Origin of the sequence: Bradyrhizobium sp. 142, assembly GCF_023074015.1 — a bacterium.
Classification (GTDB): Bacteria; Pseudomonadota; Alphaproteobacteria; order Rhizobiales; family Xanthobacteraceae; genus Bradyrhizobium.
In genome coordinates this window covers 1-13,121 of sequence record NZ_JADPKQ010000466.1, presented here as the reverse complement: position 1 = coordinate 13,121, position 13,121 = coordinate 1, and the positions used below count along the sequence as shown (strand labels likewise).

Genomic DNA, 13,121 nt, shown 5'->3' with positions numbered 1-13,121 from the left:
GCTACTCCGCCGCCTGCGCGTTGATCTCCGCCGACACCTCGCGAATGGCACGCGCGAGCATGTTCGGATCCTGCGCGCCGGAGACAGCGTATTTCTGCGCGAAGACGTAGGTCGGCACGCCGGAGATGCCCTTCTCCGCTGCCTCCTGCGCATCGCCCGAGACGCGCGCGACGTCCTCGTCGGTGGCAAGACGGCGGCGCACGTCGTCTGCATCGAGCCCGATATCGGCCGCCGCCCGCACCAGTACCTTCGCGTCGGTGAGATCGCCGCCGTCGCGGAAATAGAGCTCCATCAACCGTTGCTTCATCTCGGGCGCCTTGCCGATTGCCTCCGCCCAGAGGATCAGGCGGTGGCAGTCGGTCGTATTGGGCTGGCGTGCGACCAGCTCGGGCCGGTAGACGAGGCCTTCTTCGCCCGCGGCCGCGACGACGCGGCCGGCAATGCCCTTATAGGCCTCGACCGAGCCGAACTTCTTGGTGAGATAGTCCTCGCGGCTGATGCCCTCGCGCGGAACCCAGGGATTGAGGAAGAAGGGACGGAAGTTGAGCTTGACAGGAACGTCGGGCACGAGCGCGAGCGCGCTCTCGATCCGATGCTTGCCGATGTAGCACCAGGGGCACACCACGTCGGAGACGACGTCGATCTGGAGCGGTTTCAGCGTGCTCATATCAGGCGCCTCCTTCGGGCGATGCGGGTTCCCCGCAAAATAAGTCCAAGGCGCCTGGAGGCAAGAGCGCTAGCCCATTTTTGCCGCGATCTGCTTCAGCCGCCCGGCGGTGCGCTCGTCGGCGGGAAAGAACGTCTCCAGCGCCAGCTCCGACAGGGTGATGTCGACCGGCGTGCCGAACACCATGGTGGTGGAGAAGAAGCTGAGGATCTCCCCCTGATGGCGCAACTTGAACGGAATCGCGACATTGTCGCTCGACAAAGGTCCCGACCGCGCCGGAATGGGATAACTCTTGAGATCGTTGTAGAGCTTGATCAGCTCGGCGTCGGCCGTCGCCTCGCATTGCCGGTGCAATCGCTCCAGAAGATGTCCGCACCACTCCGCGAGATTGACCGTGCGCAGTGCCAGCGCCTCGGGATGAAAGGCAAGCCGCAGCACGTTGATGGGCGGGCCGAGCAGCCGCTGCGGAATGCCATCGAGCAGCGGCGCCACCATGCGGTTGGCGGATACGAGATTCCAGTGCCGGTCCACCGCGAGTGCCGGATTGGGCTCATGCGCCCTAAGGACGAGGTCGATCGCCTGGCGGGCTGATTTCAAGGCGGGATCCTCCAGCGGACGCTGCGGAAACGCTGGCGCATAGCCGGCGGCGACCAGCAGCACGTTGCGTTCGCGCAAGGGCACGTCGAGACGCTCGGCGAGCTTCAGCACCATCTCGCGCGAGGGCGCGGCGCGGCCGGTCTCGACAAAGCTCAAATGCCGGGAGGAGATTTCGGCCTCGCCCGCGAGATCGAGCTGACTCATGCGGCGGCGCTGCCGCCATTCGCGCAGATGGTCGCCGATATGAATCGGCTGGCTGCGTTCGGCCCGGGCCGTGGATGCATGTGCGTTCATGGTCGAAAACCTAGCATGCGGATTGCACCCCATCCATTACCCCCGAGGTAATCGAATTGGACCCCCGGCCAGCGCATCTTCGGGAGCAACAGGAGGTGACCATGATCGCGCTGTTGCTCTACCGCACCCTTGCAGACCACATCATGCCTTGGGCCATGACGTTCGCAACCCGGATGCTGGCGCGCGGGCTCAACGTGCCCGAGCCGCTGCTGCATTCGACCGGCAACTATGTCGTCGCGCAGGTCTTCGCCTTCGAACATGGCGTCTGCAAGAGCCTCTGTCCCTTCCGCCTCGCCGCTCTCGTCCGCGCCTGGTGGCGCGGACAGCACTGAGTTTCACCCCAAGCCCCCCAAACCGTGAGAGGAGACCATGATGATTAACGCATCCACCTTCGTGCGCCGCGCGCTGCTCGCCGACGCCATCTTCAGCGGCGTCGCTGCCCTTGGCTTCACCTTCGGTGCGAGCGCGTTTGCGGCGCTCTTCAACCTGCCTGAAGCGCTGCTGCGCGAGACCGGCCTGTTCCTGATCTTCTACACTGCGCTGGTCGGCTGGCTCGCCTCGCGCGCAGCGGTGCCGAAGCCGCTTGTCCTGTTGGTCGTGATCGGCAACGTCGCCTGGACGATCGGAAGCATCGCACTGCTGTTCTCGGGCGCAGTGTCGCCGAACCTTTCCGGCGAGCTCATGGTGGTGGCGCAGGCGATCGCGACGGGTGTGTTCGCCGAGCTGCAATATGTGGGATTGCGAAAGAGTGAGAACGCCGCAATGGCGTGACACCTGGCCTGACAGGCACACCGCTAGCAGTCGTCGCCCGGTTTGACCGGGCGACGCAGCATTCCAGAGATAGTCATTTTTTAGTGGAAAAGCCGCGACGTACTGGATGCCCCGCCCCAGTGCGCAATTGCGCACAAGGCGGGGCATGACAGCGAGGTTGAGCCTACGCCCGCGAGCGCCCGACCTTGCCGCCGAAGTGCTTGCCGTTCAGCTTCTTCTTTTTCGCGGCTGGAGCCTTGCCAGTGGCCTGCTCGGCTTTGCGCTCTGCGCGCGCCTTCACCTTAGCCCGCTCGGCCCGGGCTTCGGCGCGCAGCTTCTTGCGCTTCTTCTCGCAAGACTCGCATTTGCAGCCGATCGGCTTCAGATAGGCTTTGAAATAATCGGTGCCGTAATCGTAGTTGATCTCCTCGCCCGGCTCGATGTTCTTGATGGCGCGGATAAACACCTTGCGTTCGCGCGGGCGCACGTCGGACTCGGCGTTGGGCCGGCAGGAATGATTGATGTAGCGGGCGAGGTTCTTGCGCACCGAGCCGTCGATGGTCCAGCGGCCGTTGAGCTCGAACAGGTATTTGTTCTCGATCTCGTCGTGCTCGGGAATCCGCGAATCCAGAATCGGCCCGAAATAGCGGACGATCCGGGTCCCCTTCTTGATCGGTTTGGTGGCGAAGAGGCCGAGTCCGGTCTTGGAGCGGCCGACGCGGTAAGGTTTGTTCGACGAGGTGGTTGGCATGATCAGTAAAATAGAGGACGCGAACAAGGCTCGATGAAGCCCAAGCGAAGCGGCCCTTCTAGAACGATTCCGCCTCCCTGTCAGGTGTCTCCCGGGCTTGTTTGAACCTTGCCCACAGTGAACGCGTCAGATGGACGGAGTTCCGCTGCATCGAGACCTCATGATGACCCGTATTGCCTCCCTATGGCTGGCCCTGTTGCTGATGGGCAACGGCCTCGATCGCGCCGGCGCCCAATCCCTGGGCAGCAGCTATACCTCCACCGCGCCGAAGGATTGCCGCCAGATCGGCAAGCCCGGCGAGCTCGACGGCAGCACCACGCGCGTGTGTCCGGGCAGGAACGGCCTCCTCGTGCTGGTCGCCGAGGACGACCTTCGCGAAGTCGTCTCGGTCGGCCGCAATCGCAAGCTCGCTGCCGAGGAACCGGCAGCAAAGGTCTGGTTCGGCCCATTCAATTCATCTGAAACCACGGTCGAATGGCGCGCCAGCGGCGCAAAGCCGTTCGCCATCGTCCAGCGCTGGCACATCGCCGACGGGACTGACCTCGACAAGCAGGGGCGGCCCAACACCAAGGCCATGCTCGTCGTCACGCGGCTGCCGCCCGGACCGGTCTGCCACGTCGCCTATGTCGATGCCGTCGCCAATCCGAACGCCAATGAGCTCGCGCGCAAGGCCGCGGACGAGGCTGCCCGCGGTTTTCGATGTGGCAAGGACGAGGTGAAAATCATCGGCGCGAGCGGCCGCGCGGTCGAACTTGCGACCAGGCGTTAGGCGTTTGCCTGGCGCCATGGGCCGATCCGGTCAGCATCCTGGCAGCTTCGGCACCACCGTCGACGTCAGCATCGCCTGGAGAAGCTGTTCAGCCGTGGTCCCCTTGGGCAGCCGCTCCAAAATATCCTTGAGCCGTCCGTCGAGCAGCAGCGTGGTGAAGCCGTGCACCATCGACCAGGCGCGCGCGATCGCCGCGCCCTGATCGAGCGTCAGTGCATCGCCGCTGATCTGCTCCTGCCGCATCGCGCCGATCGCATTGGCCAGGCCGGCGAACGAGGCCTCCGACGCCTCGTGCAGCGAAGGCCTGGAATAGTCGAGCCGCTCGGTGCGGAACATCAGGCCGTACATGCCGGGATGGGCCTGCGCATAGGCGACATAGGCCTTCGGCCGCGCCAGCGTGCGCTCGAGCGGCGTGGTGGCGGCGTCGCAGGCCGAAACCATGGCTGCGTTGAACTGGCGAAAACCAATCGCAGCGAGTTCGCTGACGAGACCGGTCAAATCGCCGAAATGATGCGTCGGCGCTGCATGCGACACCCCCGCCTCGCGCGCCACCGCGCGCAGCGTGAGACCGGCGAGACCCTCGCGCTCCAGCACCCGTTCGGCGGCCTGGAGCAGCGCCTCGCGCAGCGCGCCGTGGTGATAGGGCGTCTCGGTCTTCGCGCTCGCCGCGCGGCGCGCCGGGCGTGCCGATGCGCTCGATGATGTCGTTCCCGGATCGCGCGGGCTGTGCGCTGTTTCGCTCTTGATCTCGCTCTTGGCCATGTCCCCAGCTATAGGGCGCAATATTGACAGTGTAAAGATTTCGCTTGACCGACGTTGTGATCGGCGCTATCTGATCTTTACGATGTAAAGATAGGGAGAGACGCCGTGCAGCAGGACGCCATCGCCGAGCGCCGCAACAACCTCGCTCCGATCCCGTTCGAGGCGGATGCATCTTTCCTCAAGATCGTCGGCGAAATGCCGCGCGAACTGAACGGCACGCTCTATCGCAACGGCCCCAATCCGCAGTTCGACTCTCCCGGCGCGCACTGGTTCGTCGGCGACGGCATGCTGCACGCCTTCCACCTCGAGAACGGTCGCGCAAGCTACCGCAATCGCTGGGTCCGCACGCCGAAATGGCTGGCCGAGCACGATGCCGGCCGCGCGTTGTTCGGCGGCTTCGGCCGCAAGCTGCCGGATACGCCGGCAAACCTCAGCGATAGCGGCGTCGCCAATACCAACATCATCTTCCATGCCGGCAAGCTCTTGGCGCTGGAGGAAGCGCATCTGCCGACCGAGATCGAGCCGGGCACGTTGGCGACACGTGGCTATCACAACTATCAGAACCGCATCGCCGGCAGCTTCACGGCGCACCCGAAGATCGATCCCGTCACCGGCGAGCTCGTGTTCTTCGGCTACAACGCGGCGGGGCCGCTGACATCCGCCCTCTCCTACGGATCGATCGATGCGTCGGGCAAGGGAACACGCTTCGAGCGTTTCGAGGCGCCCTATGCCAGCATGGTGCACGACTTCATCGTCACCGCAAACCACGTCCTGTTTCCGATCCTGCCGATCACCGGCAGCATGGAGCGTGCGATGAGCGGACGGGCGCGCTATGCCTGGGAGCCGGACAAGGGCGCTTATGTCGGTGTGATGAAGCGCAAGGGCACGGCAAAGGACATCGTCTGGTTCCGCGCTGAAGCCTGTTACGTCTTCCACGTCATGAATGCGTGGGAGGACGGCGATCGCATCATCGCCGACGTCATGCAGTTCGAGGAAGCGCCGCTGTTTCCGCATCCCGATGGCCGACCCACCGATCCCGAAAAATCGCGCGCTCGCCACTGTCGCTGGACGTTCGATCTCGCCGGGAATACCGACCGCTTCCAGCAGACTTATCTGGACGATCTCACCGGCGAATTCCCGCGCATCGACGATCGCCGCGCCGGGCTGAAGAGCCGTCATGGCTGGTACGCCTGCGCCAATCCGAGGCTGCCGATGTTCGGCGCGCTGTCCGGCATCGTCCATGTCGACGCCGACGGCAGGCGGCTCGGCCACTATCTACTGCCGACCGGCGATACCATCTCCGAGCCGGTGTTCGTCGAGCGATCGAAAGACGCGCCCGAGGGCGACGGCTGGCTGCTCGCGGTGGTCTGGCGCGCGCGGGAGAACCGCAGCGACCTCGCCATCTTCAACGCCACCGATGTCGAGGTCGGCCCCGTCGCGCTGGTACAGCTCGGCCACCGCGTGCCTGATGGTTTTCACGGCAATTGGGTGGGAGCGCAATAACACTTCCCGGTCATTCCGGGGCGCGACGAAGTCGCGAGCTACGATGCGCAATTGCGCATCTAAGAATCCATTTCACCTCGCGGACCGCTTGCCCGATGGATTCTCAAATGCGCAATTGCGCATCTTAGCTCGTGCTGACGCGTGCCCTGGAATGACAGCGTAGATGTGTCACCAGAGAGGCCTCCCATGCACGCGCCATCAATCACCGCCGACTGCCTCGCCGTTCTTGCCCTGGCCTGTGCCGCGCTCGCACTCCGGATGATCCGGCTGCGGCGGGATCGCCTGCACGGTGCCGATCCTGTCGATCGTGCCATGGGCGAAATTCGCCGAAGAGGCATCAGACCAAGCCCTTGCAGCAATTCATCTTTTGCAGGTAGCTTACATTATTTTGACACTGTAAAGATTTTGCTTGACCGCCACTCGTCCCTGAACTAGTGATCTTTACATCGTAAAGATCGATCCCACCGAGGCGGCCCATGACGATTTTCCTGATCCTTGCCCCCTATGGCGTCTACACCTTCCTGCTGCTCGTGACCTCGGCGACGGTGAGCGTGTTCGCGGCCTCCGCGATCTGCCTTGCCATCATCGCGGTGGACGTGATGCGCGGCCGCTCGGTGAAGATCCTCGCCGCCGGCTCGGCGATGCTGTTCGCTGGTATCGGCCTCTACCTCGCGCTTGCCCATCCCGCGCTGAGCGAGATTGCGGTCAAGGTGTCAGTCGACGCCGGCATCTTCCTCATTTCGCTGGGCTCGATGCTGGTCCGCCGTCCGTTCACGCTGCAATATGCGCTGGAAGAGGTGCCCGCGGAGACCGCGGGAATGCCGGGCTTCCTGCGCGCCAACTATACGATCACCGCGGCCTGGACCGCCGCCACGCTGTTGATGATGGCGGCCAACGTCGTCCTGCTCTATGTGCCCGGCCTCCCGATCTGGTCGAGCCTCGCAATCGCATTTGCAGCCCGCAACAGCGCAATATATTTTACGAAGTGGTATCCTGAGTATCGCAGGATCAAGGACATCGCCGCAGCCGCGGCGCTGACCAACAGCTGATCGAAGCCTGACCCGAAAAGGACCGACGATGAAGGACGTGTTTGCCCGCCTCGCCTCCGACTTCCTTTCGGCCATCATCTTCCTGGCGATCTATCTCATCACCGACAATGTCGGCCTGGCAACCTCGGTGGCGATTGCCACTGCAATCGCACAGGTCATCTACGCCCGCACCAAGGGAAGCCAGTTGAGCTTCATGACCTATGCGAGCCTCGCGCTCGTCATCGTGCTGGGGGCGATGACGCTCCTCACCAACGATGCCCGCTTCATGCTGGCGAAGCCCGCGATCGCGCATTTCGCAATCGGCGTCATCATGCTCAAGCGCGGCTGGATGCTGCGCTACATGCCGCCGGTCGTCGCCGAGACCGTCCCGGAATATGTGACGGCTGCGGGCTATGCCTGGTCGGCGCTGATGTTCGTGATCGGCGCCGGCACGATCGCGGTCGCCTCCACCGGCGACCTGAAACTGTGGGCGTTCTACATTTCCGTGGTCGCCGGCGGCGCCAAGATCCTGGCTTTTGCCGTGCAATATGCCGTTCTGCGGCTCATCGTCACAAGCCGCGTGCGCGCCGCTGCCCGCGCCTGACACAGTGTTAGGCAGGGGCTCCGAGTTGGGTTATAGGCTCGGCGCTGGACCGGCCGCGGGATCGTCGCGCTTGGCCGGATGACCTTGGGAGACGGGAATGGCCGTGGACGGCAACTGGAATCTGACCATGACGACCCCGATGGGCGAGCGCCAGGCGACGCTGACCTTGTTGAGCTCCGCCGGTACGCTGACGGGCACGCAGGGCGCCGACGGCAATTCCGCCGAGATTTTCGAAGGCACCATCAGCGGCGATGCCGTCAACTGGAAGGTCTCGATCACCAATCCGATGCCGTTGACGCTCGAGTTCATCGGAACGGTCTCCGGCGACAGCATGAGCGGCGAGATGGGCATCGGCCCGATGGGCAGCTTCCCGTTTACGGGCACGCGCGCGTAGAGCACGGCGACCATGCGCGTTCTCCGCCTCATCGCGGCGACGATCCTGTGTGTCGCTGCGCCGGCGGCAGGGCGTGCGGACGACACCGAAGCGGCGTGGCGCGTGAGCGCGCTCGCCCTGGTGCCGGCAGGCTACGTGGCAGGCGCAGCATATCGAACCGACGGTTCTATCGGGTATCTTGCCGTCTATCCGGCAACGTCGAACGACCCGAAGTCGCCCGCGAGCGTGTTCGCTGTCCGCCAAGCGCTCACAGTCACGCTTGCACCGGACGGGAAGCGCGCCGTATCGGCTGAATTGAAGCCGCGCACTGAACCCGGTCCCGACGACGACGACATTGCTTCCGCAAAGCTGCACGCCGATCTCGCGGCGAAACGCGCAACGCTGCCCGAGGGTACCGAGCCCTGCGATCTCGGCGCGTGGTCGATCGACAAGGATCTGAACGGGCTCAACGTGCGCACCGAACCTTCGGTGAAGGCGCGCGTGCTCGGCACCCTGCCGCCGCCCTACCGGCTGAAGCTCGGCGGCAGCGAGAACACGCCCGCCGACGGCTGGCTCACCGAATTCCGCATCATCGGTTTCAGGGACGGATGGTTCCTGATCGAAGGCGCCAAACCGCCGGGCAGGGACTACGAGGACGAGAAAAAGTATCCGCGTAGCGCGCCAAAGCCTTATGCGGGGCGAGGCTGGGTCGCAGCCAATAAGGTTGGCGCGGCCTACGCCAATGGCGGCACGCGCATGGGCGGCCTATTCCAGGCCCCCTTCGTCGACGCCAGATGGATGCCGGCGCAGCGCGAGCTTGGCGACCCTATCGACACCGACGGCGGCCCGAAGCGGCTGCTTGCATGCAGCGGCTTCTGGGGTCTCGTCGAGAGCCAGGACGGCGTCCGCGGCTGGTGGCGCGGGCTCTGCTCCAACCAGGTCACGAATTGCAGTTAGCTCTCTCGTCTCTCTCGCCCCGCTTGCGGTCGCTTGCGGGGAGAGGTGAAGAGCTAGCCCAGGTTCAACTCCTTGAAGAAGTCGTTGCCCTTGTCGTCGATGATGATGAAGGCGGGGAAGTCGACGACCTCGATGCGCCAGATCGCTTCCATGCCGAGCTCGGGATATTCGAGCACCTCGACCTTCTTGATGCAGTGCTCGGCGAGGTTCGCCGCCGCCCCTCCGATCGAGCCGAGATAGAAGCCGCCATATTTCTTGCAGGCCTCGCGCACGGCCGGCGCGCGGTTGCCCTTCGCCACCATCACCATCGAGCCGCCTGCGGCCTGAAACTGGTCGACGAAGGAATCCATGCGTCCCGCGGTGGTCGGGCCGAACGCACCGGAGGCATAACCCTCGGGCGTCTTGGCGGGGCCGGCGTAATACACCGGATGGTTCTTGAAGTAATCCGGCAGCGGTTCGCCCTTCTCAAGCCGCTCGCGCAGCTTGGCATGCGCGGAATCGCGCGCCACGATCATGGTGCCGGTCATCGAGACCCGCGTCTTGATCGGATATTGCGAGAAGGTCGCCAGAATGTCCTTCATCGGCTGGTTGAGGTCGATCTTGACAACCTCGCCGCCGAGCGACTGCTCGACTTCCGGCAAATATTGCGCCGGGTTGTGCTCGAGTTCCTCGAGATAGACGCCATCCTTGGTGATCTTGCCTAGCACCTGGCGGTCGGCCGAGCAGGACACGCCAAGCCCAATCGGCAGCGAGGCGCCGTGGCGCGGCATGCGGATCACCCGCACGTCGTGGCAGAAATACTTTCCGCCGAACTGCGCGCCGACGCCGAGTGACTGCGTCATCTTGTGGATTTCCTGCTCCATCTCGACGTCGCGGAAGGCGTTGCCGTCGGGCGAGCCGTGGGTCGGCAGCGCATCGAGATAGCGGGCGGATGCAAGCTTCACCGTCTTCATGCAGAGCTCGGCCGAGGTGCCGCCGATCACGATGGCGAGGTGATAGGGCGGGCACGCGGCGGTGCCGAGCGTCAGGATCTTCTCCTTCAGGAAAGCGAGCAGCCGGTCCCTGGTCAGCACCGAGGGCGTGGCCTGGAACAGGAAGCTCTTGTTGGCGCTGCCGCCCCCCTTTGCCATGAACATGAATTTGTAGGCCGAATCTACTTCTGAAGAGCCGCCCTCGGCGTAGATCTCGCACTGCGCCGGCATGTTGTTGGCGGTGTTCTTCTCCTCGTACATGGAGAGCGGCGCGACCTGCGAGTAGCGCAGATTGCGGCGCAGGTAAGCGTCGCGCGCGCCTTCCGACAGCGCCGCCTCATCGTCACCGTCGGTGATGACGTTGCAGCCCTTCTTGCCCATGATGATCGCGGTGCCGGTGTCCTGGCACATCGGCAGTACGCCGCCGGCGGCGATGTTGGCGTTCTTCAAAAAGTCGAGCGCGACGAACTTGTCGTTCGGACTGGCCTCGCCGTCCTCCAGGATCGCGCGGAGCTGCTTCAAATGGCCGGGCCGCAGATAGTGGTTGATGTCGCCGAAGGCGGCTTCCGACAGCGCCCGCAGCGCCTCGCGCGACACCACCAGCATGTCTTTGCCGAGGACCTTCTCGACCCGGACGCCCTCGGCCGTGATCTTCTTGTAGGGCGTCTCGTCCTTGCCCAGCGGGAACAGCGGGGTGTGCTTGTAGGGCGGGACGGGCTTTGACGGATCGGGGAATGCGGTGGGAGCGTTCATGAATGGCTCGCGGGTTAAATCCTTGGAAAAGGCGGTATTGAAAGGTCTGATAGACCACCCTCTTGTGCGAGCGCAACAGATGTCTCGGAATGGCGGCCGCGGAGCGTCCCGATGGCGACTTTCGTATTGATTCCAGGCGGTTGGCGCGGCGGCTGGACGTTCGCCGATTTCGTCGCCAGGCTGAACCAGTCAGGCCATGAGGCCGCCGCTGTAACCCTCAGCGGCCTGCATGCGGAGCACGAGCGATCCGCAGCCCTCGTTAACTTGGACACCCATATCGCCGACGTCCTGGACCTTCTGAGACTTAAGGATTTCTCTGAAGTGATCCTTTGTTCCCACAGCTATGGCGGAATGGTCGCAAGCGGCGTCGCCGACAGGGCCCCCGAGCGCATCGCAGCGCTTGTCTACCTCGATGCCTTCGTGCCCGAACACGGTCAGTCCTGGTGGGACCTTGCAGGCGAGCATTTCCGGAATCTGGCAATCGACCGCGCCCGTCACGATGGCCTCAGCGTACTCCCGCCAGAGGGCGGCGATCCCCGGCGCCGGCCCCATCCGCTCGGCTCTTTCCTTCAAGCCCTGCATCTGCCGCGCGCGCCCGCGCCTATGCCGCGCGTCTTCGTCTATGCCAGCGGCTGGAGCGCAACGCCCTTCACCGCGCAATATCAACGCCTGCGCGACGATCCGGCCTGGATCGTTCACAGCCTCGCCTGCGGCCACGACGTCATCAACGCTGCGCCGGATGAGATTTTCGAGATTCTCATGCAGACGGCAGCCCGCCTCGCGACGACCTAGCGATGTTGCAGAAGAACGTCATCCCGGACGTTCACGATTCTGTACCGCTTGTCCACCCTTGCGCTTCGCGCCCTCGGACGCTTGAATGCGCCCCCTAAGGGGCATTTCATCATGATTTTGAAACTGAACGTCCGCGGCGCGCTTCTGCTCGCCGCCGCCATCACCGGTCTTGTCACCCTCGCCGCGCCTGTGCGCGCGGACCAGTGCGACGACATCGCCAAACAGCTCGCAAGCGGCATCGACAAGCTGAAGGTCAACTTCAAGGCCGCCAATATCGTCTACCTGACGCACCCGGCGGCGAAGGAGCTGTCGCTCGGCTGCCGCGCGCAGGGGAAGACTTACGCTAACGAGCTCTATGCCAAGGGCGATCGCAAGCCGACGCCACAGTTCTATGATCTGGCCGGGTCCGCGGCCGCGATCATTTTCACATTGCCGAAGGGCGACACCACGACCGGCGCCACGCGCTGCCTGAAGCGCATGGGCCTGTTGCGCGGCGACAAAGTGTCGATGCGGTACAAGCGCCTCAACATGGAATGCACGCGCACGAAAACGGACGCCGCGATCGCGATCACGCGGCCAAAGGACGAGTAGTCCGCGCCACCGCCGCGTAAACGGCGCGTGCATATCGCGACGCCGCCCGCCACACACTCCGTCATTGCGAGCGAAGCGAAGCAATCCAGACTGTCTCCGCGGAGGGATTCTGGATTGCTTCGCTTCGCTCGCAATGACGGAGGAGAGAGTGACCGCTCTTTCGAATCGTGCGCTCACGGAAGCACAGGCAGCGCTCAGCGCGCCCAATCCCTCGCATTTTAGCGATTGCCTTGACGGAAGGTTCGTTCCTCGCGGGCCAGTGTGGATTGTTTCCATCTGTGAGGATGCGTGGATGAGTGTTTCCAGCGTTGCACCGCCGCCGATCGCGATCGTGGTCCCGAGCTACGACACGACCAAGCAGCAGGACGACCAGACCAAGACCAAGGACGACGACTCGACCTACAAGCCGACGCCGCCCGCGCCGCTGCCGCCGGGACAAGGCACGCGCATCGATCAGCTCGCCTGATCAGGCCTGCCGAACATGGATCGCCCGATCCGGTTGATCGGGCCTGTTCCGCGTCCGGCCCTATCTTTGCCGGATAGCAGATCGCATTGCCTCATCAAGAATGTTACCGGAGAACTGACCGTCAGGAGTGGGGCCGCGATACCGAATCGGATCGGTGTTGCCGATGGCAGGACGGATCAGCATGGGTGCGCGGCGCGAGATCACGGCGGCGGTGGTAGACCGCTATCGATCAGCAGGGCGGGCAGATAAGGGGCGCATTCTCGACGAGCTTTGCGCGGTGACGGGCTGGCATCGCAAGCACGCGGTTCGGGCGCTGGCCAGCCATGTCGCAATTTCGCCGGAGGCCCGGCGGCAGCGAAAGCCGACCTATGGCGCCCCTATCAGGGATGCACTGGTGGCGCTGTGGGAGGCCTCGGATCGGATCTGCGGCAAGCGGCTCCGGGTAATGATTCCGACGTTGCTGCCTTCGCTGGAGCGGCATGGCCGGCTCAAG

16 protein-coding genes and 1 pseudogene are annotated in these 13,121 nt (G+C 64.1%); 12 read left to right on the top strand and 5 right to left on the bottom strand.

What is annotated here, in order from left to right; translation table 11 throughout:
• Position 1: 1 nt before the first annotated feature.
• Positions 2-667 (bottom strand): DsbA family oxidoreductase, encoded by a 666-nt coding sequence (locus tag IVA82_RS42470; protein WP_247386097.1) that lies wholly within the window; start codon positions 665-667, stop codon positions 2-4.
• Between the two features lie 69 nt (positions 668-736).
• On the bottom strand, positions 737-1,558 hold the full coding sequence (locus IVA82_RS42465) for a helix-turn-helix transcriptional regulator (RefSeq protein WP_247386095.1): 822 nt from the start codon (positions 1,556-1,558) through the stop codon (positions 737-739).
• 101 nt (positions 1,559-1,659) lie between these two features.
• On the opposite strand from IVA82_RS42465, the gene IVA82_RS42460 reads away from it, so the two are divergent.
• Entirely contained in the window at positions 1,660-1,890 is a 231-nt protein-coding gene (locus tag IVA82_RS42460; protein ID WP_247386094.1) for a hypothetical protein, read from the top strand.
• A gap of 40 nt (positions 1,891-1,930) precedes the next feature.
• Entirely contained in the window at positions 1,931-2,329 is a 399-nt protein-coding gene (locus tag IVA82_RS42455; protein WP_247386092.1) for a hypothetical protein, read from the top strand.
• 163 nt (positions 2,330-2,492) lie between these two features.
• Here the strand turns inward: IVA82_RS42455 and IVA82_RS42450 are convergent, their stop codons facing one another.
• Positions 2,493-3,059 carry an SET domain-containing protein gene (locus IVA82_RS42450; RefSeq protein ID WP_247386090.1) on the bottom strand — a complete coding sequence of 189 codons (567 nt, stop codon included), beginning with the start codon at positions 3,057-3,059 and terminating at the stop codon, positions 2,493-2,495.
• 163 nt (positions 3,060-3,222) lie between these two features.
• Here IVA82_RS42450 and IVA82_RS42445 point away from each other — a divergent pair, with 163 nt between their 5' ends.
• Complete coding sequence (locus tag IVA82_RS42445; protein WP_247386135.1) at positions 3,223-3,828, top strand: hypothetical protein; 606 nt, start codon at positions 3,223-3,225, stop codon at positions 3,826-3,828.
• A gap of 30 nt (positions 3,829-3,858) precedes the next feature.
• Here the strand turns inward: IVA82_RS42445 and IVA82_RS42440 are convergent, their stop codons facing one another.
• Entirely contained in the window at positions 3,859-4,590 is a 732-nt protein-coding gene (locus IVA82_RS42440) for a WHG domain-containing protein (RefSeq protein WP_247386088.1), read from the bottom strand.
• Positions 4,591-4,695: 105 nt separating this feature from the next.
• Between IVA82_RS42440 and IVA82_RS42435 the strand changes: the two genes are divergently transcribed.
• From IVA82_RS42435 to IVA82_RS42410, 5 genes are all read left to right on the top strand, one after another.
• Complete coding sequence (locus IVA82_RS42435) at positions 4,696-6,093, top strand: carotenoid oxygenase family protein (RefSeq protein WP_247386086.1); 1,398 nt, start codon at positions 4,696-4,698, stop codon at positions 6,091-6,093.
• 476 nt (positions 6,094-6,569) lie between these two features.
• Positions 6,570-7,142 (top strand): hypothetical protein, encoded by a 573-nt coding sequence (locus IVA82_RS42425; protein ID WP_247386084.1) that lies wholly within the window; start codon positions 6,570-6,572, stop codon positions 7,140-7,142.
• Between the two features lie 28 nt (positions 7,143-7,170).
• Positions 7,171-7,725, top strand: coding sequence for a septation protein IspZ (locus IVA82_RS42420; protein WP_247386082.1), 555 nt, complete (start codon positions 7,171-7,173; stop codon positions 7,723-7,725).
• A gap of 97 nt (positions 7,726-7,822) precedes the next feature.
• Positions 7,823-8,119 carry a hypothetical protein gene (locus IVA82_RS42415; RefSeq protein ID WP_247386080.1) on the top strand — a complete coding sequence of 99 codons (297 nt, stop codon included), beginning with the start codon at positions 7,823-7,825 and terminating at the stop codon, positions 8,117-8,119.
• A 12-nt stretch (positions 8,120-8,131) separates the two neighbouring features.
• Complete coding sequence (locus IVA82_RS42410; protein WP_247386079.1) at positions 8,132-9,055, top strand: SH3 domain-containing protein; 924 nt, start codon at positions 8,132-8,134, stop codon at positions 9,053-9,055.
• Between the two features lie 53 nt (positions 9,056-9,108).
• Here IVA82_RS42410 and IVA82_RS42405 read toward each other — a convergent pair whose 3' ends face one another.
• Positions 9,109-10,779, bottom strand: coding sequence for a fumarate hydratase (locus tag IVA82_RS42405; RefSeq protein WP_247386077.1), 1,671 nt, complete (start codon positions 10,777-10,779; stop codon positions 9,109-9,111).
• Positions 10,780-10,890: 111 nt separating this feature from the next.
• Here IVA82_RS42405 and IVA82_RS42400 point away from each other — a divergent pair, with 111 nt between their 5' ends.
• The 4 genes and pseudogenes from IVA82_RS42400 to IVA82_RS42385 all read left to right on the top strand — a co-directional run.
• Positions 10,891-11,571, top strand: coding sequence for an alpha/beta hydrolase (locus IVA82_RS42400; RefSeq protein WP_346658743.1), 681 nt, complete (start codon positions 10,891-10,893; stop codon positions 11,569-11,571).
• A 111-nt stretch (positions 11,572-11,682) separates the two neighbouring features.
• Positions 11,683-12,162, top strand: coding sequence for a hypothetical protein (locus IVA82_RS42395; RefSeq protein ID WP_247386076.1), 480 nt, complete (start codon positions 11,683-11,685; stop codon positions 12,160-12,162).
• 292 nt (positions 12,163-12,454) lie between these two features.
• On the top strand, positions 12,455-12,628 hold the full coding sequence (locus IVA82_RS42390) for a hypothetical protein (protein WP_247386075.1): 174 nt from the start codon (positions 12,455-12,457) through the stop codon (positions 12,626-12,628).
• 163 nt (positions 12,629-12,791) lie between these two features.
• A pseudogene (locus IVA82_RS42385) lies at positions 12,792-13,121 on the top strand (transposase); the annotation flags it as partial.